We start from the raw sequence: 21,517 nt of genomic DNA on the forward strand, positions 1-21,517 counted from the left end.
GGGGAATTAGCAATGGCCGAGCCAGGGCTGTCCACCCCGCCAACCCCTCGGGACTCCTCGAAATCCTCCCCTCCCCGTGTCCACCCATGGGAAGCCCCTTCCCATTCCCGGACACGGCCGGGTCTGGCCCTTGCCGTCAGGCGGGTGGTGTCACACGGCTTTGCACTTCGTCACACCGTGTGACACGCCGCCCGGCGCCTCCCGGGGGAGCGGCGCTGGCACGGAGGCTTGCAATGGGACGCCTCGCACACAGGAGGCATTGCCCACATGAAGTCCCGCATCCCCGTCCTCTCGGCCCTCGTGGCCCTGCTCACCGCGCCGCTGGCCCTGGCCCAGAACGAGTCCCCCGCCCCCGAGCTGAGCCTGGGCGACTACGAGGTGGGCGCGCCCGTCCTCGCCTACAACCTCGCGGTGGTGCCGCTGCACACGCGCAAGGGGCCTCCGTACGACGACTACACGGTGCTGGAGGAGGCGCAGGCGGCGAAGAAGGTGTCCATCCGCGAGCTGGACAGCGACGGCACCGTGCGCGAGCTGCGGGTGCACAACCGCGACGAGCGCCCCCTCTACCTCGTGGGCGGAGAGCTGCTGCTGGGCGGCAAGCAGGACCGCATGGTGCAGAACGACGTGGTGCTGGACCCGGACGAGCGCCAGCGGGTGCCCGTCTTCTGTGTGGAGCAGGGGCGGTGGGAGGGACAGAGCCTGGCCTTCCAGCCGGGCCTCGCGGTGGCGCACCCGGACCTGCGCCGCGCGGCGCTCTTCTCCGAGCAGGGCGCCGTCTGGGGCGAGGTGGCGCGCAAGTCCCAGGTGTCCGGTGTCTCCAGCCCCACGGGCACCTACCGGCGCGTGTTCCAGGACGCGGCGCTGCGCCAGCGCATCGGCCGGTACCTGGACGAAATCCAGGGGAAGCTGCCGCGCGACGAGCGGCTGGCCGGGCTGGCGGTGGCCATCAACGGCGACCTGGAGGTGGTGGACGTCTTCGACAGCCCGAAGCTGTACGCGAAGCTGGAGCGCAAGCTGCTGGCCTCCTACGTCCTGGCCGCGCTGGAGAAGCAGCCCGGCCGCGCGGAGCACGAGGAGCAGGGCCGCGCCAAGGCCCGCGCGCTGAAGAAGGAGCACATCGACCAGTTCGTGGGTGGCACCGGCCCCACCACGAAGGACGGAGTGGAGAAGAAGATGTTCCGCTCGAAGGGCAAGGCCGTGCACGGCACCTTCTTCGGGACGAAGAAGGACAGCCCGACCAGGAGCCCTTGAGGCGCCGTGTACGCCCCCGGACATCGCGCGGGAGTGGCGAGAAGTAATAGGCTCGCCTCCGTGGCGAGACTCGTGGCGATGTTCGGTCCATGCAGGGGTGTGGCGCGCGAGCTGGACGCTCCGCTGCCGGTGGGGCGAGCCACCGAGGGCGGCCTTCAGCTCCTCGATGACAAGGTCAGCCGGGAGCACTGTGTCATCTCCCCGGAGGGGCCCGGGCACGTGCTGAAGGACCTGGGCTCGCGCAACGGCACCTGGCTCAACGGGGAGCGGCTCCAGGCCCAGGTGCCCGTGAGGCTGCGCCCCGGGGACCACGTCTCCGTGGGCGAGAGCGTGCTGGTGTACGAGCCGTCCTTCGACGCGCTGCGTGCCCGCGACGGCGAGTCCACGCTCGTCCTCACCCGCACCCGCCCGGAGTCGGCGAGAGCCGGCGCCGCGCCAGGGCCGGATGCGCTCGCGAGGGCCGGAGAGCTGGCCCTGCGCGCCGCCGCGTGCACCTCGTCCGAGGCCGCCGTGGGGCTCTTCTTCGAGGCGCTGGAGTCCGCGCTCCAGCCCTCCGCGCTCGTGCTGCTGCGCCTGGGCCCCCAGGGGCCACGCCCCCGGCACACCCGTCCCCAGGGCACGCACCTCACGGTGAGCCGGGAGCTGGTGGACGCCGCGCTGCGCACCGGCCGCGCCCAGGCGATGCCGGAGGCGCAGGCCCGCCCGGAGCACGACGCCCAGAGCACGCGCGTGCGCCGCGCGGACGCGTTCGTCCTGTGCGCGCCGCTGTACGCCGGAGGCCAGCCCGCGGGAGCGCTGTGCATCCTGCGCGAGCAGTCCTTCCACGACGAGGAGCTGTCCCTGGCGGGCGCGCTGGCGCTGGCGGTGGGCCCCTCGCTCTGCCCTCCCGAGCCCCGCGCCACGCCGGCCACCGCGCAGTCCCCGGTGGCGGAGAGCGCCAACATGCGCGAGGCGATGCGCGTGGCCGCCGCGGCGGCGCCGGTGCAGTCCACCGTGCTCATCACCGGCGAGAGCGGCACGGGCAAGGAAGAGGTGGCGCGCTCGCTCCATGCGCTGGGGCCCCGCTCACGCGGGCCGTTCATCGCGGTCAACTGCGGCGCCATCCCCGCGGAGCTGGCGGAGAGCGAGCTGTTCGGCCACGAAAAGGGCGCCTTCACCGGGGCGCAGTCCACGCGGGAAGGCGTCTTCGAGCAGGCGGACGGCGGCACCCTCTTCCTGGACGAGGTGGGAGACCTGCCCGCGCCGCTCCAGGTCAAGCTGCTGCGCGTGCTGCAGGACCGCATCGTCCACCGCGTGGGCGGGCGCGCGGGCATTCCGGTGGACGTGCGGGTGGTGGCCGCCACGCACAGGGATTTGAAGGAGGCGGCGCGCGCCGGCACCTTCCGCGAGGACCTCTACTGGCGGCTCAACGTGGTGCGCATCCATCTGTCACCGCTGCGCGAGCGCCCCGAGGACGTGCTGCCCCTGGCGGAGCGCTTCCTGGCGACACTGGGCGCGCGGCTCGGCCGCCGCGCGTCGGGCTTCACCGCCGAGGCCCGTGACGCCCTGCGCGCCTGTCCCTGGCCGGGCAACGTGCGGCAGCTCGCCAACGCCATCGAGCGGGCACTGGTGCTCAAGGGGCCCGGGGAGCAGGTGGGGCTGATGGATTTGCCACCGGAGGTGGTGGCGCCCGAGCGGGAAGGCGGCCCGGGAACCCCGGGCCCGGCCAGCGGTGTCCAAGGCACGCTGGCGGAGGTGATACGGGCGGTGGAGCGCGAGCACATCGCCCTCGCGCTCAAGCGGGCGCGGGGGGTGAAGAGCGCGGCGGCGGAGTCGCTCGGCATCTCCCGGCCGACGCTGGACCGGAAAATCGAAGAGTACGGAATCGACCTCTACGCATGAACTTCCTCTGCCCCGCCTGCCGTACCCCGCTGCCCGGCGCCCGAGTGGACCTGGTGGTGCCCTGCTCCGCGTGTGGCGTGCAGGTGGACCTGGCGCGCGTGGAGACGGCACCGGGCGTGGCGCGCTTCTCGCCGGAGGTGGACCTCACGGGTGAGTCGCTCGGAGGCTTCCGGCTGGTGGGGCGCCTGGGCGCGGGAGGCATGGGCACGGTGTACGCGGCGGAGGGGCACGCGGGCCCATGTGCGGTGAAGGTGCTGTCGACGCTGGTGGCGGCGGACCCGGCGGTGCGGGTGCGCTTCCGCCGCGAGGCCGAGGCCCTGAGGCAGGTGCAGCACCCGGCCATCGTCCGCGTGCTGGCCGAGGGCGAGGAGCGGGGCTTCTGCTGGTACGCCATGGAGCGGGTGGACGGGCCGGACCTGCGGGCGAAGCTGACAAAGGACGGGCCCCTGCCCTGGCCGGAGGTGGAAGGGCTGGCGCGGAGGATGCTGGAGGCGCTGGGCGCGGCGCACGAGCATGGCTTCATCCACCGGGACGTGAAGCCGGGAAACATCCTGCTGGCACCGGACGGGGCGAAGCTGTGCGACTTCGGCATCGCCCGGCTGGACGGGGCGACGACGCTGACGGAGTCCGCCGCGCTCATCGGCTCGCTGCGGTACATGGCGCCCGAGCAGCAGCGGCTGGGGCGCGCCGTGGCGCAGTCGGACCTGTTCGCACTGGGGCTGGTGCTCTACGAGGCGCTCGCGGGAGGCTTTCCCGGCGAGAAGCCGCTGCCCGCGGGAGTGCCGGGCCGCCTGCGCAGGCTGCTGACGCGGCTGCTCGCCGAGCGCATCGAGGACCGGCCCGACAGCGCGGAGTCCGCCAGAAGGCTGCTGGAGCGACGCGTCCCGGTGGGCGCGCTGGCCGTGGGGACCTCGACGGTGGCGGCGCTCGCGGCGCTCCTGCTGCTGGGCCCGGCGGCCGCGAGCCGTGAGCCTCCGGCCGCGACGAAGGCGCCCGTGCCCCAGGCAGCCCAGGCGGTGACGCCGGCGCCCGAGCCGTCACCCGTGGAGCCACTGCAGACGAAGAACACGGAGCCCTCGACGCCGCAGGCACCTCGAGTCGCGACTCCCGGCGCCCCCCAGACGGCGGACAGCCTCGGCACCCGGGGAACGAGCCCTGCCACGGAAGAAGCGTTCAAGCGTGGTGGCATGAAGCGCACGGCTCCGTCCAAGGCCGGAAGGCCGGGCCTGACGAAGGCGACGCCGAAGGAAGCGCTGCTGGAAAAGGAATAGCCCGCCTCAGGCCCGCTGGACCTGTTCCGCGGACATGCGGCGCTTCGGCTTGCGGCGGATGAAGCGGCTCGCGTCGCCCCGCCGGTAGCAGGTGACGAGGCGCTCCTCGTCGCTCAGCAGGACAATCCACCCTCGTGCCTGCCGGGCCATCGACGAGCTCCGCAAGGCGGCCGGCAAGTCCCTCTCCAGCACCGTGACATGCGTCATGCCGCTGGCGCGGGCGCGGGCACCGAATTCGAGGATGAAGTCGAGCACGTCGTCGCGGAGCTGGCGGCGCGAGCGGCGCTCGATGAAGTGGCGGGTGAGAGAAAACGCGCGGGATGGGACCGGGCAGCACATGACGGGACCTCCTTGCGGGTCCTGTCCCTTACACATGCCGTTCCAACCCGGCCCGTTCGGGATTCCGGGGACTTGCGAGGCGCCCGCCGGGCCCGCGAGCGACAATCCGTCAATTCGCGGGCCCACCCGTGACAGCGCGACGCAGCGCCGCTCCGTCTCCGGACTCCCCTCGTCTCACCCCGTCACGTCATGCCGGAGCAGGGCTCAGGCGCACCACTGCTGGCCCGCGTCGTTGTAGTAGACGCGCATGCCGGACGGGCAGCAGTACACGGCCCGCGTGGACCCCGGATACTGGACGCAGGTGTACGAGCCACTCACGTAGTAGCCGCGGCAGTCCAGCCCCGAGCCACACACCGGCAGCGCCTCCTGGGACACGCCCGGCTCCTCGGCCGTGGGCGGCGTCACCTCCGCGCCCTCCTCCGCCTCCATGGAGCCACCACAACCCGCCATCAGGACGGCGCCGGCAACCAGGAACAGCTTCGTCAACGAGGTCTTCATGTGAGCCTCCGAGCCCCTCCGTCATGGAGAGGTGGATGCCACATATCAAGCACTGCAATACCAGCAAATCCAGCTTAAGCATATACATCACAAACCAAACAGAGACACTTGAGCGGGAAACATGCAGCGCCACCAATGTCTCGCGGGGCTCCGGGCTGGTGGATTCCCACGAGGCGACATGGGGGTTTCCACGACGCCCGGTGTTCCCACGCGCAAGCGCTCCGGGTTGACGGGCCACGGGAGCCATGCGAGAGCCGCCCCTCTCGCACCTCCATGCCCACACCTTCCGAGCTCATCCAAGAGGAGACCCGGCGCTACGTGCGCGGGTACCGGTCCGCGGCCCTGTGCGTGGGGCTCACCGTGCGTGGCGAGCACCACGTGCAGTGCCTGCGAGGCAAGGGAGCCCCGCCGGCCACCGACGCCGTGTTCGCCCTGGGAGAGCTGACCCAGGTCTTCACGGGAGCCCTGCTGGCGCTGATGGTGGACCGGGGCGAGCTGCGGCTGGATACGCCGCTCGCGGACCTCATCCCGCGCTCGCTGCTGACCCATGAGTCCGCGGGCCGCATCACGCTGGAGCAGCTCGCCACGCACACGTCGGGCATGCCCCACCTCCCGCCCAACCTGGAGGCGGGGCCCCGGAACCCGGAGGACCCGTTCGGCCACTACTCGGCGGGCCTCTTCGGGGACTTCCTGCGGAGCTACCAGCCGGCGAGTCCTCCACCACGGCCCTACGCGGAATCACTCCTCGGCATGGGAGTCCTCGGCCACGCCCTCTCACGCCGGGCGGGGGTCAACTACGGGCATGCACTGAGAGACCATCTCTGCAAGCCGCTGGGCCTGACGGACACGGCGACGCGTGTCACGGACGAGCAGCAGCCCCGCCTGCGCCCCGGCCACACCGCGAGAGGCAAGCCGGTGCCCGCCTGGACCTTCCCGGCGCTTCCGGGTGCGGGCGCGCTCCACTCCACCGTGCCCGACCTGCTGCGCTTCCTCGACGCGAACCTCGGCCGCGGAGAGCCGGGCCTGACCCGCGCCCTGAAGCTGGCGCAGGTGCCGCGAGCGGAGGCCCGCCCGCATCGGATGGGACTCGGGTGGACGGTCTCCCAGGTGCGGGGACACACGGTGGTGTGGCGGTCATCGGTGATGGGTGGCTACACCGGCTTCCTCGGCTTCGCGCCGGAGGCGGACGCGGGGGTGGCCCTCCTCTCGGACCACGGCTGGTCACTGCTCGCCGCGCTGCGAGGCCGTGTACCGCTGGAGGCCCCCGGCCTCGCCCTCCTCACCCGGCTCACCTCCCACGCTTCGCCTGTCCCACCAGGCGCGGCAGGTCGCTGAGGCTCAGCGGCTTCACCATGTGCACATCGAAGCCCGCCGCGAGCACCTTCGCCCTCGCCTCCGAGCCGCCGTACCCCGTGAGCGCAATCAGGTAGAAGCCGTCCCCGCCGGGCGCCGAGCGCGCGCGCCGGGCGACCTCGTACCCATCGATGCCTGGCAACCCGATGTCCACCAGCGCGACATCGGGCCGCAGTTCCAGCAGCCGGTTCGCGCCCTGGACCCCATCGGCGGCGACCTCCACGCAGTGCCCCATCTCCTCGAGCAGCTCGCGCATCGCCTCCTGGATGTCCACGTTGTCCTCGACGAGGAGGATGCGCCGTGGCGCCACGTCCTCCTCCATCCCACCGGGCTCCGCGCGGGTCCACGAAGCCTGCTGCATCCCCTGCCCCAGTCCGTCACGGGTCACGGCCACGGCTCCTCCATGTGACTCCACCGGCCGCACCAGGGGGGCCCGACAAACCGGCCCGGCCTGGAAGCGACCGTGGGAGATTGCAGCTTGAGCAAATGGCCCCCGTTTGGCGGGAATTCCCACCATCAAAAACGGCTGCGAGGAGTGGTAGACGCATGGAGCGTCACGCCCGGACGCTTGCAGGGACTCCGGGACGGTCGCCTTGTCGGGCAGCGGGCAGGCGGCCAGGAGAGGATGGGTCGCGAATGAAGATATGGGTCGATGCCGATGCCTGCCCGGGAGCGGTCCGGGACATCCTCCTGCGCGCCTCGCAGCGCCTGAAGGTGCCCATGGTCTTCGTGGCCAACCGGGCCCTCTCGCTTCCGCGCTCGGAGCTCGTCTCCACGGTGCAGGTCGGCGCGGGGCTGGACGTGGCGGACCGTCACATCGCGGAGTCGGCACAGCGGGGAGACCTGGCGGTGACGCAGGACATCCCACTCGCCGCGCTCCTGGTGCCCCGGGGCGTGGTGGTGCTGGACCCGCGCGGGGAGCTGTTCACCGAGGAGAACATCGCCGAGCGCCTCTCGGTGCGGAACTTCATGCAGGAGCTGCGCGAGAGTGGAGTGATGACCGGAGGCCCGAGCGGCTTCTCCGCGCAGGACCGCCAGCAGTTCGCCGCCTCCCTGGACCGCGAGCTGACGAGGCTCGTGAAGGCGGGCCGGCCCACATGATGCTGGATGTTCCCAGCCATGGACAGGACGCGGCCCGGGGCATCGGATGCCCACGGCTCGCGGCGCTCGGAACGGAGGCGGGATGCGCGGGGTGAAGCTCGTGGGGTGGATTGCCTGTCTCGTCCTCTTCGGGGGGACGGGCCATTGGGGCACGCCCCCTTCCGCCGAAGCCCAACCTCCGCCGGCCCGTGAAGGGAACGCCAACGCCCCCATCACCGAGCGCTCCGTCGAGGAGCTGCGCGACGCGCTCCAGGCACTCCGCTCACCGGCCGCCCGGCAGCTCCGCGCGGCCCAGGACGCCCTCCCGCGACAGCCCGCGGAGGCCCTGCGCCTCGCGACGCTCCTGCAACAGGACCCGCTCTTCCTCCCGTATGGCTTGCAGCTCGAGGCCGCGGGCTCGCGCAACCAGGCGAGGGAGCTCCTGGCCGGGGGCAAGCGCGAGGAGGCGCTGGAGGCCGCGAAGAAGGCGCTCGCGCTCTACCAGCGCGCGGAGGAGAGCTGCCCGTCCCCTGTCGCGGTGAGGAAACTGCCGGAGGAGCTCGGGCGCACCGAGGCCGTGGCCGGCGAGGCCCTCCATGCGCGACAGCAGTGGCCGGAGACGCAGAAGCTCTACGAGAGCGCCTTCGCCCACTTCGACTCGGTGGACCTGCTGATGGGCTTCCAGCCGGAGACACTCGGCCGCTACGCGGAGTCCTGCGCGCGGCAGGCCCCCCCGCCGCCGGCGAAACCTTCCGTCTCCCCCACGTGCGCGGAGTGGCTGCGCCGGTTCATCCAGCTCGAGGGACGCACCTCGCCCAAGGCCCGGGCCATCACGAAGCACGTCTCCCTCGAAGCGCTCGGCCCCTTCCCTCCCGCGCCGTCCCGGAAGCCCACCGCGCCCACCATGGCCCCCGACGCCGAGGCCTTCACCAGGGCGATGGCCCTCTACCGGGCGCGGAAGTTCGCGGAGGCCGCCGCCGCGTTCCAGGCCCTGCCGGAGGCCTGGCCCGCCTCGCCCCACGTCCTCCGCGCCCGCTACTGGAGGGGACGCGCGCTCGCGCGGGGCAGGAAGCCCGCGGAGGCGAAGCAGGTCTTCAAGGCGCTCGTCGAGGACGCGCCGCTCACCTGGTACGGCATGCTCGCGGCGACGGCCTCGGGGGAGGACCTCCAGGCTCGCATCTCCTCCGCCACGCCGAAGGCGGCGGCACGAGACGCGGCGCTGGACTCGTGCGAGCAGCAGCGCCTGGAGCGGGCCGAGCACTTCCTGGCCGAGGGCATGGCCCCGCTCGCGGCGGAGGAGCTCCAGGGGCTGGCGTCACGCGAGCCGGCGAGGCTCGGTGCTCCCTTCCTGCTGTACCTCGCGATGCTGCACTCGGAGGCCGGGGATGACCCGGCGGCGTTCCAGGCCGTCGCGGAGCTGCTCCGGCGGAAGCATCCCGGCGCGCTCACGCCGTTTGCCCTCCGGCTCCTCTTCCCACCGAGACACCTGGAGTTCGTCCAGAAGTACGCGGCCGAGCACGCGCTGGAGCCCGCCCTCGTGCTGGGCGTGATGAAGCAGGAGTCCTCCTTCCGGACGAACGCGGAGTCCGGACAGGGCGCCATCGGGCTGATGCAGCTCCTGCCGAGCACCGCGGACGGACTGGAGCGGGGCACGGGCCGGCTGCTCTTCCAGGTGGAGCCCAACATCCGCGTCGGGACGAAGTACCTGCGCTACCTCGTCGACTACTTCTGCGGCAACCGCGCCCTCGCGCTCGCGAGCTACAACGCGGGCATGGGACGGGTGGCGGGCTGGAAGCGGCAGGGGCTCGTGGGGACGGACCTCGTCGACTTCATCGAGTCCATCCCGCTGCGGGAGACGCGTGACTACGTGGCTCAAATCATCCGCAACCACTACTGGTACTCGTCGCGCATCCTCGAGACGAAGGCGCGCCCGCTGGAGCACTTCTGGCCCCCGGGCGGAGCGGCGAAGACCGGGCGCTGCGCCCCCAAGCCCGTGAAGCGCAAGACGTCCGGAAGATAGCGGCCGGTGTGGAGCCCCGGACGAATGCCCGCGGAAGGCGCGTTCCCGCCCTGGCCGCACCGTCCGGCTTGCGCTAGCAGAAGGGCCCATGCCCACTCTCACTCTCGTCCGCCATGGCCAGTCCCTCTGGAACCATGAGAACCGCTTCACCGGCTTCGTCGACGTGCCCCTCACCGAGCAGGGCCGCAACGAAGCACGGCTCGCGGCGAAGGCGCTCCAGGGGATGAAGTTCGACGTCGCCTACACCTCCGCGCTCAGCCGCGCGCAGGAGACGCTCGACATCATCCTGGAGACGCTCGGCCAGCGCATTCCCATCATCCGCGACGCCGCGCTCAACGAGCGGCACTACGGCGACCTCCAGGGGCTCAACAAAGCGGACGCGGCGAAGGAGTTCGGCGACCAGCAGGTGAAGCTGTGGCGCCGCTCGTACGACGTGCCCCCGCCCAACGGCGAGTCGCTGGAGATGACGGCGAAGCGCGTGCTGCCCTTCTATGAGCGCGCCATCGCCGGCGACCTGCGCCTGGGGAAGAACGTGCTGGTGGTGGCGCACGGCAACTCCAACCGCTCGCTGGTGATGAAGCTGGACAAGCTCACCGGCGAACAGGTGGTGGGGCTGGAGCTGGCCACCGGCGCCCCGCTCATCTACGAGATGTCGCCCGACGGCCAGGTGCTCTCCAAGCACACGCCCATGCCCTGAGTCACGGGGCGCGGAACTCCGCCGCCTCCCGGGAGGTCCAACGGCGGCACGGGTGGACACGGCGCCCGGAGGGAGACGGCACATGCGTCGCGGAGGACTGTGGATGGGAATCGGTGCCACGCTGCTCGCGGCCGTCCTCGGGCTGGCCCGCGCGTGGGGGTGGGGCACGCGGCGGGAGTTCCCCTCCGCCCGGACGTGCGCCATGGCCGGCGTGGAGCCGGAGCGGCTGCGAGCGCACGTCCGCATGCTGTCGGAGACCTTCCACCCACGGGACTACCGCCACCCGGAGAACCTGGAGCGCGCCGCGGACTACATCGCGGGCCAGTTGGAGCGGGCCGGCGGGCACGTGGAGTCACAGCCCTTCCGCGTGGCGGGCCGCGACTACCGCAACGTCATCGCCCGCTTCGGGCCGGAGGGCGGCGCGCGGCTCGTCGTCGGCGCGCACTACGACTCGGCCGAGGGCACGCCCGGCGCGGACGACAACGCCAGCGGCGTGGCCGGCCTGCTGGAGCTGGCGCGGGTGCTGGGCCGCGAGCCCCCGCCCCTCCGCGTGGACCTGGTGGCCTTCACGCTGGAAGAGCCGCCCCACTTCCACACGGACCGCATGGGCAGCGCGGTGCACGCGCGCTCGCTGAAGGAGGCCGGGGTGAGCGTGCGCGCCATGCTCTCGCTGGAGATGCTCGGCACCTACAGCGACGCGCCGGGCAGCCAGGACTACCCCGTGGCCGCGCTCCGCCTGCGCTACCCGGACACGGGGGACTTCATCGGCGTGGTGGGAATCCCGGGGGACGGCGGGCTCACGGACGCCGTGGCCGCCGCCATGCGCGCCGGCAGCCCCCTCCCCGTGGAGTCCCTCACCGCGCCCAGGGCGCTGGAGGGAGTGGACTTCTCGGACCAGGCCAGCTTCTGGGACCAGGGCTACCGGGCCGTCATGGTGACGGACACGGCCTTCATGCGGAACCCGCGCTACCACACCTCCGAGGACACATGGGACACGCTCGACTACGAGCGTATGGCCCAGGCCGTCCAGGGGGTGTATTGCGCCGTACGGACGCTGGCCGCGGGCCCTCCCCCCGGGAATTGAATGCCGGGGGCCGGGGCGCGTCGGTAGTGTCGAGTACACGAAAGGATGCTCCCCATGAAGGCCCTCACCCTCGCCCTCGCCCTCCTCACCGCCACGACGTCCCTCGCCGCGAACGAGCCGCAGGGCGCCGAGCTGCGCCGCCCGCCGCCTCCGGGCCGGCCCATGCCGCAGCCCGCGCCGCAGCCGCCCCCGCGCACGGGCACCCTGGTGGTGGTGGACCGCGATGAGCTGAACGCCCGCCTGGCCCGCCTGGAGCGGCTGCTGGAGGAGGCCGAGGAGCGCATGGACGGCCGTGGTGGCAACGGGCGCAACAAGGTGCGCAAGGCGCAGGAGACGCTGGACTCCGTGCAGCAGCTCGTCGCCGAGGCTCCCCCCCTGGGCGCCGTCACCCCGGCCCCGCGGCCGCAGCCGCAGCCCCCTCCGCCGCCGCCCGCGCCGGTGGTGCGGCCCATGCCGGACGGCCCCTTCAAGCGCCTGAACGAGGCCGTCGCCAGGGAGAGCTTCGCCGAGGACAAGATGCGCATCATCAGCCTGGCGGCCGGCGACAACTACTTCCTCATCTCCCAGGTGGCGGAGCTCCTCAACCACTTCCCCTTCTCGCAGGACAAGCTGACGGCGGTGCGCGAGCTGAAGCCGCGCATCCTCGACCCGGAGAACGGCTACCAGCTCTACAGCGCCTTCTCCTTCTCCAGCGACAAGAAGCGGCTCCAGGACATCCTGTCGCAGCGTTGACGGGCCGGACGACGCGAGCGTGACTGGAGCACCGCGGGCGCCTCGGGACACTTCCCGGGGCGCCCGTGGTCTTTTCAGCGTGCCCGCGGGCGCTCAGCGGTACGTCATCGTCACGCAGTGCAGCGAGCCCTGGCAGGGGATGAGGCTGTCGGACGGGATGGGCACCACGTGCACGGCGCCCTGGCCGAACTCGCGGTCCAGCTCGCGCTGGTACGTGGAGAGCGCCTGCTGCTGCTGCTGGGCGATGATGGCCTCGTGGGACTCGGGCACCCACTGGAAGACGGGGACGGCCAGCGCGTTGCCCACGCGGATGGAGTTCATGTACGTGGCCCACACGCGCTCGCTGGTGCCGTCGCACGGGCCGATGAGGGACTCCTTGCCGGTGCAGGTGGCGTTGCGCTGCTTGCAGTACGGCTTCGGCATGGGCACGCGCACCACGCGGTAGCCCAGGCCGGCCAGCCGCTGCGCGTTGCGGTCCAGAATCGCGGCGTTGGCGGCGTCATCCGCCGGGTCGTACTGGCCCACGAGGATGGTGCGCCGAGACAGCACCGTCATCCACATGTCGATGTGGTCGATGACGCCGCCCACCATCGACTCCAGGGTGATGACGCGGCAGCCGTGGAAGGCGCCGATGACCTCGTTCAGCTCCTCCTCCGTGTAGCACCAGCGCGAGAAGCAGTTGCGCGCGTTGGCGTCGCGCCGCGCGCGGAAGCAGGTGCCCGCGCCGTCCGTCTGGAGGTTGCCGCCCTCCAGCCGCACCTGCGCCCGGTCCACCGGCATGCCGCCCCAGGCCGCGGCCAGCCGCGTGGGCGACGCGTCGTCGTTGGTGCGCCCCGCCAGGTTGTTGCAGGTGTTGGAGAGCTGCGGGTAGTAGCTCATGTCCACCATGCGCCGCTCGCCGCCCGCCCCGGTGACGACCTCAGGGCCGTAGTCGCGAATCCAGACGCTGTCCACGGGGATGTCCACCCACTCCACCTGGGACAGCTGCGCCGGCGTCACGCCCCGGTGCTCCAGGCACGCCTTCGCCCCCTCGTGGAACTGCCCGTCCGCCAGCACGGTGACCTGCACCCGCCCGATGCCGGTGCGGATGAGCTCCGTCAGTTCCGGGACGCTACAGCCATAGGACGGCCAGCCGATGAGCAGCCCCGTGGTGGAGTCCGCCTCGCTGGCGAAGCCCACGTTGCCGGACGCGGAGGTGAAGCCGTACAGCTCCGGGTTGCACTCCCACGCGAGTGCCTGCGCGGCGCCCTGCGCGGGGTCCGACTCGGTGCGCGCCTTCTCCTCCTCCGTCAGCCCGCGAGGCACCATCGGCGGCTCGTCGCTGAGCGCCTCCGCGCGCGACGCAATCCCGGCGCCGGACTCCGGCTCCACGCCGCCGCAGCCCGCGCCGGCCACGGCGAGGGTGGCGAACAACCACGGCTTCAGCCACTTCATGTGACATCCCCTTGCAAGGCCGGCCCAGGGGCAGCGCCGGCCGGTGTCGACTCATCGTGCGTGCACGCGCCACGGCCCCGGGGCGCGCATCGTGGATGAGCCCTCCGACACATGTCGATTCGCGGTGCGCCAGGAAAAACCCGGAAGCGCCGCGTCAGACACACCGGGTGTGGGCGGAGAGACATGGCAATCGCCTCGGGGTAGCCGCGTACCCAGGCGGCGGAGGCGCGGGCCTCCCCGGAGGACGCTCAGCCCCGGGTGAGTGCGTCCCACACCGCCTGGGCTTCCGGCGAGTCGACGGTGCCGTGGACGGCGGCCACCACGCGGCCCCGCGCGTCCAGCACGAAGGCGTACGGGGTGCGGCTGGAGGCCAGCCCCAGCGCCTTCGCCATGTCGCCGTTCTTGTCCAGCCACGTGTCGCGCCAGAATTCGCGGGGCACCTTCTCCCGGGCCTTGCCGCGCACGGTGCCGGCGCTCACGAAGAAGGGCAGCTTGAAGGTGAGGATGGAGGCACGGTGCACGGAGCCGGGCACGCGGGTATTCGCGGTGTCGAACCACCGGCGCATCTCGTCTCCCCCGTCCTTGTCGGTGATGACCACCAGCAGCGTGGTCCGCCCCACCAGCTCGCGGCTCTGGTGCGGCTGGTCCAGCAGGTCCTTCGTGGAGAACTCCGGCAGCGACTCGCCGGGCCGGAGCGTGGCGCCCGCGGTGGTGGCGGCGAGCAGCGCGCCCACCAGGGCCAGGTGCCTCAGCGCGCGCGGCGCGAGGCCCCCTCTCGCATCACGTCCTGCCGTCCCGTCGGGTCGTCCCATGCACGCGCCCCTGGCTCAGGGTCCACGCGGGTAGAGGTGGCCACTGCCGGGTGGTGACACCAGGGGAGCGGGCGCCGGCCGCCCGCCTGCTCCCCGCCCGGGCGCGGCGTCCTCAGAACGAGCGCACGCCGCCTACCGCGAGGGGCCGCACGGGCGGGCGTGCCGGAGCGAAGGCACGCTCCATGGCGTCAACGGCCTCGGCGAGCGAGCCGTGCGAAGCCTCGATGCGGGCGAAGCGCGTGCGCATGCGCTCCAGCACGTTGGCGGGCAGCAGCCGGCGCGCCAGCGGGAAGACCTGCGTCTCCTCGGCCGTGGTGTGGCCCTGCTGCAGGCGGAGGTAGGCCTCGGCCGCGGTGAGCATCGGCTCCGGGTCCGCGCCCTCACGCAGCGCGGCCTCCGCGGCGTCGCGCAGGGCCAGCGCCTGCTCGGTGCCCGTGCCGTGCTCTCCGGACACCTGGGACAGCAGGCTGGTGGCCAGCGGCAGCCGGTGGACCAGCATCGTCTGGAAGAGCACCATCTCCTTCGCGTGGTGGCTGCCGTCCACGTACGTGAGGAAGAAGTTCGCCGCCCGCAGGAAGAGCGAGGCGGACACGAACTCTCCCTGCTTCCCTCGCTCCACCGCCCGGGCCACGAGGTCCAGCACGTGCTGGATCTGCCGGTGCTCGTGGGTCAGTACGTCCAATGCATCCATTGCTGTCATCACACCGTCCGGGAGAAACGGGGCCGAGCGGCCCGGGAGAGATACGCGTCGAACACCATCGCCACGTTGCGGACGAAGAGGCGGCCCAGCGGCGTCAGCTCGAGCTGCGTGCCGGTGCGCGCCACCAACCCGTCGTCCTCGAACGGCTTGAGGCGCTCCAGCTCGGGCGCGAAGTAGCTCGCGCCCTCCTCGCCCAGGTCCGTCCAGAAGTTGCACATGAGCTGGGTGATGACGGCGCGGCGCCGCCGGTCGTCGTCGGTGAGGGCGATGCCACGCTCGGTGGCCAGGCTCCCCTGGGCCACGCGCTCGTAGTAGTAGGGCAGCGCGCGCACGTTCTGGGCATACGCCCCGCCCACGTCGCTGATGCCGGTGCTGCCCAGCGCCACCACGTCCGACGCGGCCTTCACCGTGTAGCCCTGGAAGTTGCGGCCCAGGCGGCGCTCGGCCTGCGCGCGCGCCAGCTCGTCCTCGGGCACCGCGAAGTGGTCCATGCCGATGGGCCGGTAGCCGGCCTCCACGAAGGCCGCGTACGCGGAGCGGAACAGGTCCAGCTTCACGCGGCCGCCGGGAATCGCGTCCGCCGGCATGCGCTTCTGGTGCTTCAGCGTGTCCGGCATGTACGCGAAGGAGTAGACGGCCAGCCGGTCCGGCCGCATCTCCAGCACCTTCTCCAGCGTGCGAGCCCAACGCTCCGCGTTCTGATGCGGCAGGCCGTAGATGAGGTCGAAGTTCACGCCGCTGAAGCCCAGCTCGCGCGCGTGCTCCAGCAGCGCCCGCGTCTGCTCCGGCGTCTGGATGCGGTTCGTCACCTGCTGCACCAGCGGGTCGAAGTCCTGCAGGCCCATGGACACGCGGTTGAAGCCGAGCCGCCGCAGCAGCGAGAGCTGCCCGGGCGTCGTCAGCGCGGGGTGCACCTCGATGGCCACCTCCGCGTCCGGCAGCGGCGTGAAGCGCCGGGTGATTTCGCTCCACAGCCGCTCAATCTGCGCCTCGGTGAGGAAGGTGGGCGTGCCGCCGCCCCAGTGAATCTGGGACAGCGCGCGCCGGGCGCCGAGCCGCTCCGCCACCAGGTCCATTTCCATCACCAGGTGGTCGATGTACCGGTCCGCCGCGCCGCGGTCCTTGCTGATGACCACGTTGCACCCGCAGTACCAGCAGAGGCTGCGGCAGAACGGCAGGTGGACGTACAGGGACAGGGGCTCCGAGCCTTCCCGGGCACCCGCGATGCCCAGCCGCTCGGCGAGCGCGTCGGCGCCGAAGTCCTGCCGCCACTCGGGCGCGGTGGGATAGCTGGTGTACCGGGGGCCGGCGACGTCGTACCGGCTCAGCAGCGCTTCGGAGGGCGTGGGAACGTGCGCTCGGGGTTCCATCTCACCCCTCTCCATTCCAAGCCCCGTGCCAGCCCCGCACCGAAGGACCCGGCCCCCCACGCCCCCTCCTGGGGCGCAACTTCTGCGCCCCTCCCCCCAGGGGGCGCGACCTCTGCGTCGTGCCCCCGCCAGCCCACCAGGCAGCCGATCTGATGGGGAACGAGCCCCCGCGGGGCGGGCCCCCGTCGGCGCTCCAGGCAGCCACGCTCACGACGGGCAGCCGCCCCCCCAAGGGAGCCTCGCCAGCGTCCCAGGCAGCCACGCTCACGACGGGCAGCCGCCCCAGGGGAGCCTCACCATCGTCCCAGGCAGCCGCGCTCACGGCGGGCGCGAGCGCTGACCGGGCGCATCAGGCCGGGCTCACGCACGCCCCGCCCACAGGGTGCGCGGCTTCCGTACCGGGCACGCCCCGCCAACGGCCCCGCCGTGGGGGGCGGGCGAACCGCCAATCACCCGCCGGGCTGCGCGGGCCCCAGGAAGCGGGCCTCCATGCGCTTCACCTCGCCGGAGGCGGAGTCCTTCACCTCCACGTAGAAGGTGAAGGGCACGGCGACGCGGCCCTGCTGGACGGTGATGAACAGCGGCACGCGGAAGCTCTCCAGCGAGGCCAGCTTCAGCTCCGACTGCGGCACCACGACGTGCGCGGGAACGGGACTGTCCACGCGGATGGTGAAGGTCGCCTCACCGGGGTTCTTGTTCACCAGGTGCAGCTCGAACTGGTTGCGCACCGTGCCCTCCTCGAGGAGGTAGGGCGTGCCCTGGAAGCGCAGCAGGTTGGCCTCGAACGGGACGCGCCCCACGAGGCTCAGCACCAGCCCGGTGATGGCGGCCACCATCAGCGCGCCGTACAGCACCAGCCGCGGCCGCACCACGCGGTGCTTCTGGCCCGCCAGCCCGTTGAGCGAGTCGTACCGGATGAGCCCGCGCGGCCGGCCCACCTTGTCCATCACCTCGTCGCACGCATCCACGCACTGCGCGCAGGCCAGGCACTCCATCTGCAGGCCGTTGCGGATGTCGATACCGGTGGGGCACACCGCCACGCACCGGCGGCAGTCCACGCAGTCCCCGCGCGGCGGAGCCACCTCGCCGGGCTTCACCTTCAGCATCCGGCCGCGAGGCTCGCCCCGCTTCGTGTCGTAGCCGACGATGACGGAGTCCCGGTCCTGCATGGCGGACTGGAGCCGGCCGTAGGGGCACACCACCACGCAGAGCTGCTCGCGGAACCACGCGAAGTTGAAGTACAGCGCGCCGGTGACGGCCATGGCCCAGCCGAAGGCCACGGGTGACGCCGCCGGGCCCGCGGACACCATGGACACCAGGCCGCCCGCGGACACGAAGAGGCTGAGCGCCGCGTGGGAGATGAGCATGGACACGCCCACGTACGCGCCGTGCTTGAGCACCGCACGTCCCACGCGGGCGGGCGTCCACGGCGCGCCGGCCAGCTTCAGCCGCCGCTCGCGGGGCCCGTCGAAGAGCCGCTCTATCGGCCGGTATACGCCCTCCAGGAACACCGTCTGGGGGCACGCCCAGCCGCACCAGACGCGGCCCAGCCAGGCGGTGAAGAACAGCAGGCCGAAGCCCACCGAGGTGAGCAGGAAGAGAACGCGCCAGAAGTCCTGGGCGTTGTACGTGCCGCCGAAGAGGTAGAAGCGGCGCGCCGCAACGTCCAGGTGGACCGAGGGGTGACCGCCCACCTGCACCAGCGGAAGGGCCACGTAGATGGCCATCAGCACCGCGAACACCACGCGCCGGCGGGTGATGAACCGCCCATGCACGTCCGCGGGGTGGATGGCACGCCGCGAACCGTCCGCGTGGATGGAGCTGAGCTGGTCGATGCGTGGGCTGTCCGGCCCGGATGTCGTTCCCATATACCGCGCGCCTCTTCCCTCCCGGGCCTACGGCTGCTCGGGCTCGCCCTGCGGCTCCTTGCCGCCGGGTGCGTTCGTCCCCTTCAACGTCAGCACGTACGCGGTGACGGCCTTGACTCGCTCGGCCCCCAGCGTGCGCTCCCATGCGGGCATGCCCTTGGACACCACGCCCTCGGCCACCACCTTGTGAATAGCGACCGGCTTGCCGCCGTGCAGCCAGTACCCGTCCGTCAGGTTGGGGCCGATGAGGCCCTGTCCCTGCGCGCCATGGCACGACGCGCAGTTGGCCTGGAACACGGCCTTGCCGCCGTCCACCGCCTTCGGGTCCTGCATCAGCGCCAGCAGCGTCTCGTCGGACGCGGGCTTGTTGCCCTGCGAGCGCTTCGCCAGCTCCGCGGCCTCGGCGTTGTACTCGCCGAGCTGCCCCGGCGACACCTCCGCGATGTGGTACCAGAACCAGTAGCCCGCCCCGAAGACGATGGTCGTCCAGAGGATGAACAACCACCAGTTGGGCAGCCGGTTGTCGTGCTCTTCGATGCCGTCGTAGATGTAGTGCAGCGGCGCCTTCTCACTCATGGCCTTGTCACTCACGGCCACCCTCCCCCCGCTCCGCCAGTGGCATTTGAGCGAGTGTGTCGAAGTCCCGGCTGCGCCGCACGCCGAACACCCACGCGACGACGCCGAGGAACACCATGATGAACAGGACGAGCGCGAAGAGCGGCAGCTCCGTCAGCGCCATGCCTTGGTAGAATTGCTTGTACATCAGCGGCTCCCTCCCTGGCTGCCGGTGACGGCGGCGGTGGGCGGCCCACCCGGCGTCGCGGGCACGTCCTGCGGCCCGCGGCCCAGGCGCTGCAGGTAGGCGATGAGGGCCACCATCTCCGAGTCCCACGCCACCTTCACACCCTGCGTGGCCAGGTCCGCGGTGATGGCCTCGGCCTGCGCCTTCTGCCGGTCCTCCGCGGAGTCCACGTCCGCGTTGGTGTACGGCACGCCCAGCTTCTGCATCAGCGCCAGCTTCTTCGGCGCCTCCTTCACCTGGATGCGGTTCTCCGCCAGCCACGGGTACGGCGGCATGTTGGAGCCGGGGCTGGTGGCCCGCGGGTCCATCATGTGCGTGTAGTGCCAGAGGTTCGGGTACTTGCCGCCCAGCCGGTGCAGGTCCGGGCCGGTGCGCTTGCTACCCCACTGGAACGGGTGGTCGTAGATGAACTCCTCGGCGCGGGACACGTCGCCGTAGCGCTGCGTCTCCGCCACGAAGGGACGAATCATCTGCGAGTGGCAGGTGTAGCAGCCCTCGCGGACGTAGAGGTCACGCCCCTGCAGCTCCAGCGGCGAGTACGGCTGCTGCGCCGCCCCGTGCGCCGGCACGGCCTGCTTGATCATGATGGTGGGCAGCAGCTCCGCCACGCCACCGATGAGGATGGCAATCAGGGTCAGCACGGTGAAGGCCAGCGGCCGGCCCTCGATGAGGCCGAACCAGGACGGCTTGCCCGCCTCGCGCTCGCGCCGGGTGACAATCCAGGCGAACTCGCCCATGGCGATGATGGCGCCCATCAGCACCAGCGCGCGCACCGGCTTCGCCCAGCCCAGGAACATCGTCGCGGCGAGGATGGCGATGGCGAACACCAGCGGGCGGCCGGTGACGACCTGGACCCAGCCGGGCACCGGCGCGGGAGCGACACCCGCCTCGGCGGCCTTCTCCTCCACCACCACCGTGGTCTCCCCGTCGACCGCCTTGCCGGCGACCGCCGTCTTCCACAGGTTCCACGCCATCATGATGAAGCCCACCAGGTACATGGTGCCGCCCACGAAGCGGACGATGTACATGGGCCGGATGGCCAGCAGCGTCTCCACGAAGTTCGGGTAGAGCAGCGTGCCGTCCGGGTTGGTGGCGCGCCACATCAGGCCCTGGTTGATGCCGCTGATCCACATCGACACGATGTAGAGGAGGATGCCCACCGTCCCGAGCCAGAAGTGCGCGTCCGCCGCCTTGGTGGAGTGCAGCTTCGTGCCGTACAGCCTGGGCACCAGCCAGTAGAACATGCCGGCCGCCATGAAGCCGTTCCAGCCCAGCGCGCCGCCGTGCACGTGGCCGACAATCCAGTCCGTGTAGTGGCCCAGCGCGCTCACCGACTTGATGGAGAGCAGCGGCCCCTCGAAGGTCGCCATGCCGTAGAAGGTGACGCCGGCGATGAGGAACTTGAGGACGGGGTCCTCGCGCAGCTTGTACCAGGCGCCCTTGAGGGTGAGCAGGCCGTTGAGCATGCCGCCCCACGACGGAGCCCACAGCATGACGCTGAAGATCATGCCCAGCGACTGCGCCCAGTCCGGCAGCGCGGTGTAGAGCAGGTGGTGCGGGCCGGCCCAGATGTAGATGAAGACCAGCGCCCAGAAGTGGATGATGGACAGCCGGTACGAGTAGACGGGCCGCTCCGCCGCCTTGGGCAGGAAGTAGTACATGATGCCCAGGATGGGCGTGGTGAGGAAGAAGGCGACGGCGTTGTGGCCGTACCACCACTGCACCAGCGCGTCCTGCACACCCGCGTAGACGGAGTAGCTCTTCAGCCCGGACAGCGGCAGCGCCAGGCTGTTGACGATGTGCAGCACCGCCACCGTGACGATGGTGGCGATGTAGAACCAGATGGCGACGTAGAGGTTCTTCTCGTTCCGCTTCTTCAGCGTCCAGAAGAAGTTGATGGCGAAGACCACCCAGATGAGGGTGATGGCCAGGTCGATGGGCCACTCCAGCTCCGCGTACTCCTTGGAGGTGGTGATGCCCAGGGGGAGCGTTATCGCCGCCGCGACGATGATGAGCTGCCAGCCCCAGAAGTGAATCTTCGAGAGGAGGTCGGACGCCATCCGCGCCTTCAGGAGGCGCTGGGTGGAGTAGTAGACGCCGGCGAACATCATGTTGCCGACGAAGGCGAAGATGACCGCGTTGGTGTGCAGCGGGCGCAGTCGCGAGTACGTCGTGTAGGGGATGCCCAGGTTGGCCTGCCACCAGGCGAGCTGGCTGGCCACCAGGGCCCCTACCGCCATACCCACGATGCCGAACACGACCGACGCCATGATGAAGCGCCGGACGGTGGTGTCGTCGTAGATGATTCGTTGCTGTTGCACGGAA

The 21,517-nt window shown here is 71.5% G+C and carries 20 protein-coding genes; 9 read left to right on the forward strand and 11 right to left on the reverse strand.

Features of this window, described 5'->3' with window-relative positions; translation table 11 throughout:
• Positions 1–267: 267 nt before the first annotated feature.
• The 3 genes from K8638_RS10495 (at position 268) to K8638_RS10515 (ending at position 4,403) form a co-directional block, all read left to right on the forward strand.
• Positions 268–1,251: an ARPP-1 family domain-containing protein gene (locus tag K8638_RS10495; RefSeq protein ID WP_223754319.1), complete on the forward strand. Its 984-nt coding sequence runs from the start codon at positions 268–270 to the stop codon at positions 1,249–1,251.
• A 78-nt stretch (positions 1,252–1,329) separates the two neighbouring features.
• Positions 1,330–3,132, forward strand: coding sequence for a sigma 54-interacting transcriptional regulator (locus K8638_RS44540; protein WP_305071154.1), 1,803 nt, complete (start codon positions 1,330–1,332; stop codon positions 3,130–3,132).
• Positions 3,129–4,403, forward strand: coding sequence for a serine/threonine-protein kinase (locus K8638_RS10515; RefSeq protein ID WP_223754320.1), 1,275 nt, complete (start codon positions 3,129–3,131; stop codon positions 4,401–4,403). Before K8638_RS44540 ends, K8638_RS10515 begins: the two co-directional genes overlap by 4 nt.
• A gap of 6 nt (positions 4,404–4,409) precedes the next feature.
• Here K8638_RS10515 and K8638_RS10520 read toward each other — a convergent pair whose 3' ends face one another.
• Positions 4,410–4,742: a hypothetical protein gene (locus tag K8638_RS10520; protein ID WP_223754321.1), complete on the reverse strand. Its 333-nt coding sequence runs from the start codon at positions 4,740–4,742 to the stop codon at positions 4,410–4,412.
• A 204-nt stretch (positions 4,743–4,946) separates the two neighbouring features.
• Complete coding sequence (locus tag K8638_RS10525; RefSeq protein WP_223754322.1) at positions 4,947–5,240, reverse strand: hypothetical protein; 294 nt, start codon at positions 5,238–5,240, stop codon at positions 4,947–4,949.
• Between the two features lie 273 nt (positions 5,241–5,513).
• Here K8638_RS10525 and K8638_RS10530 point away from each other — a divergent pair, with 273 nt between their 5' ends.
• Positions 5,514–6,575 carry a serine hydrolase gene (locus tag K8638_RS10530; protein WP_223754323.1) on the forward strand — a complete coding sequence of 354 codons (1,062 nt, stop codon included), beginning with the start codon at positions 5,514–5,516 and terminating at the stop codon, positions 6,573–6,575.
• On the opposite strand, the gene K8638_RS10535 is transcribed toward K8638_RS10530, so the two are convergent.
• Positions 6,529–6,987: a response regulator gene (locus K8638_RS10535; RefSeq protein ID WP_223754324.1), complete on the reverse strand. Its 459-nt coding sequence runs from the start codon at positions 6,985–6,987 to the stop codon at positions 6,529–6,531. The two genes, K8638_RS10530 and K8638_RS10535, sit on opposite strands and share 47 nt — an antisense overlap.
• Positions 6,988–7,229: 242 nt before the next feature.
• Here K8638_RS10535 and K8638_RS10540 point away from each other — a divergent pair, with 242 nt between their 5' ends.
• The 5 genes from K8638_RS10540 to K8638_RS10560 all read left to right on the forward strand — a co-directional run bounded on the left by K8638_RS10540 (position 7,230) and on the right by K8638_RS10560 (position 12,206).
• Positions 7,230–7,694: a YaiI/YqxD family protein gene (locus K8638_RS10540; protein ID WP_223754325.1), complete on the forward strand. Its 465-nt coding sequence runs from the start codon at positions 7,230–7,232 to the stop codon at positions 7,692–7,694.
• An 82-nt stretch (positions 7,695–7,776) separates the two neighbouring features.
• A complete protein-coding gene (locus K8638_RS10545) occupies positions 7,777–9,693 on the forward strand; it encodes a lytic transglycosylase domain-containing protein (protein ID WP_223754326.1) in 1,917 nt (638 codons plus the stop codon).
• Between the two features lie 88 nt (positions 9,694–9,781).
• Complete coding sequence (locus K8638_RS10550) at positions 9,782–10,390, forward strand: 2,3-diphosphoglycerate-dependent phosphoglycerate mutase (protein WP_223754327.1); 609 nt, start codon at positions 9,782–9,784, stop codon at positions 10,388–10,390.
• A 103-nt stretch (positions 10,391–10,493) separates the two neighbouring features.
• Positions 10,494–11,474 (forward strand): M28 family peptidase, encoded by a 981-nt coding sequence (locus K8638_RS10555; RefSeq protein ID WP_223754328.1) that lies wholly within the window; start codon positions 10,494–10,496, stop codon positions 11,472–11,474.
• 54 nt (positions 11,475–11,528) lie between these two features.
• On the forward strand, positions 11,529–12,206 hold the full coding sequence (locus tag K8638_RS10560) for a DUF4476 domain-containing protein (RefSeq protein ID WP_223754329.1): 678 nt from the start codon (positions 11,529–11,531) through the stop codon (positions 12,204–12,206).
• A 93-nt stretch (positions 12,207–12,299) separates the two neighbouring features.
• On the opposite strand, the gene K8638_RS10565 is transcribed toward K8638_RS10560, so the two are convergent.
• From K8638_RS10565 to ccoN, 8 genes are all read right to left on the reverse strand, one after another.
• Positions 12,300–13,640: an agmatine deiminase family protein gene (locus K8638_RS10565; RefSeq protein ID WP_223754330.1), complete on the reverse strand. Its 1,341-nt coding sequence runs from the start codon at positions 13,638–13,640 to the stop codon at positions 12,300–12,302.
• 248 nt (positions 13,641–13,888) lie between these two features.
• A complete protein-coding gene (locus K8638_RS10570; protein ID WP_223754331.1) occupies positions 13,889–14,452 on the reverse strand; it encodes a peroxiredoxin in 564 nt (187 codons plus the stop codon).
• A 112-nt stretch (positions 14,453–14,564) separates the two neighbouring features.
• Positions 14,565–15,152 (reverse strand): hemerythrin domain-containing protein, encoded by a 588-nt coding sequence (locus K8638_RS10575; protein ID WP_223754332.1) that lies wholly within the window; start codon positions 15,150–15,152, stop codon positions 14,565–14,567.
• A complete protein-coding gene (gene hemN / locus K8638_RS10580; RefSeq protein WP_223754333.1) occupies positions 15,152–16,522 on the reverse strand; it encodes an oxygen-independent coproporphyrinogen III oxidase in 1,371 nt (456 codons plus the stop codon). The genes K8638_RS10575 and hemN overlap by 1 nt, the downstream gene beginning before the upstream one ends.
• A 449-nt stretch (positions 16,523–16,971) precedes the next feature.
• Positions 16,972–18,390, reverse strand: coding sequence for a cytochrome c oxidase accessory protein CcoG (gene ccoG / locus K8638_RS10585; RefSeq protein WP_223754334.1), 1,419 nt, complete (start codon positions 18,388–18,390; stop codon positions 16,972–16,974).
• 27 nt (positions 18,391–18,417) lie between these two features.
• Positions 18,418–18,981: a c-type cytochrome gene (locus K8638_RS10590; RefSeq protein WP_223754335.1), complete on the reverse strand. Its 564-nt coding sequence runs from the start codon at positions 18,979–18,981 to the stop codon at positions 18,418–18,420.
• Positions 18,974–19,153, reverse strand: a complete 180-nt coding sequence (locus tag K8638_RS10595; RefSeq protein ID WP_223754336.1) for a CcoQ/FixQ family Cbb3-type cytochrome c oxidase assembly chaperone — start codon at positions 19,151–19,153, stop codon at positions 18,974–18,976. The genes K8638_RS10590 and K8638_RS10595 overlap by 8 nt, the downstream gene beginning before the upstream one ends.
• Positions 19,153–21,513 (reverse strand): cytochrome-c oxidase, cbb3-type subunit I, encoded by a 2,361-nt coding sequence (gene ccoN / locus K8638_RS10600; protein ID WP_223754337.1) that lies wholly within the window; start codon positions 21,511–21,513, stop codon positions 19,153–19,155. Before ccoN ends, K8638_RS10595 begins: the two co-directional genes overlap by 1 nt.
• Positions 21,514–21,517: the final 4 nt, after the last annotated feature.

The organism is Myxococcus sp. RHSTA-1-4, assembly GCF_020037125.1.
Taxonomy (GTDB): domain Bacteria; phylum Myxococcota; class Myxococcia; order Myxococcales; family Myxococcaceae; genus Myxococcus.

What these genes read in the sequence shown, in the direction of transcription:
- K8638_RS10495 (WP_223754319.1), top strand. Translation starts at nt 268, where the DNA reads ATGAAGTCCCGCATCCCCGTCCTCTCGGCCCTCGTGGCCCTGCTCACC.
- K8638_RS44540 (WP_305071154.1), top strand. Translation starts at nt 1,330, where the DNA reads ATGTTCGGTCCATGCAGGGGTGTGGCGCGCGAGCTGGACGCTCCGCTG.
- K8638_RS10515 (WP_223754320.1), top strand. Translation starts at nt 3,129, where the DNA reads ATGAACTTCCTCTGCCCCGCCTGCCGTACCCCGCTGCCCGGCGCCCGA.
- K8638_RS10520 (WP_223754321.1), bottom strand. Translation starts at nt 4,742, where the DNA reads ATGTGCTGCCCGGTCCCATCCCGCGCGTTTTCTCTCACCCGCCACTTC.
- K8638_RS10525 (WP_223754322.1), bottom strand. Translation starts at nt 5,240, where the DNA reads ATGAAGACCTCGTTGACGAAGCTGTTCCTGGTTGCCGGCGCCGTCCTG.
- K8638_RS10530 (WP_223754323.1), top strand. Translation starts at nt 5,514, where the DNA reads ATGCCCACACCTTCCGAGCTCATCCAAGAGGAGACCCGGCGCTACGTG.
- K8638_RS10540 (WP_223754325.1), top strand. Translation starts at nt 7,230, where the DNA reads ATGAAGATATGGGTCGATGCCGATGCCTGCCCGGGAGCGGTCCGGGAC.
- K8638_RS10545 (WP_223754326.1), top strand. Translation starts at nt 7,777, where the DNA reads ATGCGCGGGGTGAAGCTCGTGGGGTGGATTGCCTGTCTCGTCCTCTTC.
- K8638_RS10550 (WP_223754327.1), top strand. Translation starts at nt 9,782, where the DNA reads ATGCCCACTCTCACTCTCGTCCGCCATGGCCAGTCCCTCTGGAACCAT.
- K8638_RS10555 (WP_223754328.1), top strand. Translation starts at nt 10,494, where the DNA reads ATGGGAATCGGTGCCACGCTGCTCGCGGCCGTCCTCGGGCTGGCCCGC.
- K8638_RS10560 (WP_223754329.1), top strand. Translation starts at nt 11,529, where the DNA reads ATGAAGGCCCTCACCCTCGCCCTCGCCCTCCTCACCGCCACGACGTCC.
- K8638_RS10565 (WP_223754330.1), bottom strand. Translation starts at nt 13,640, where the DNA reads ATGAAGTGGCTGAAGCCGTGGTTGTTCGCCACCCTCGCCGTGGCCGGC.
- K8638_RS10570 (WP_223754331.1), bottom strand. Translation starts at nt 14,452, where the DNA reads ATGGGACGACCCGACGGGACGGCAGGACGTGATGCGAGAGGGGGCCTC.
- K8638_RS10575 (WP_223754332.1), bottom strand. Translation starts at nt 15,152, where the DNA reads ATGACAGCAATGGATGCATTGGACGTACTGACCCACGAGCACCGGCAG.
- hemN (WP_223754333.1), bottom strand. Translation starts at nt 16,522, where the DNA reads ATGGAACCCCGAGCGCACGTTCCCACGCCCTCCGAAGCGCTGCTGAGC.
- ccoG (WP_223754334.1), bottom strand. Translation starts at nt 18,390, where the DNA reads ATGGGAACGACATCCGGGCCGGACAGCCCACGCATCGACCAGCTCAGC.
- K8638_RS10595 (WP_223754336.1), bottom strand. Translation starts at nt 19,153, where the DNA reads ATGTACAAGCAATTCTACCAAGGCATGGCGCTGACGGAGCTGCCGCTC.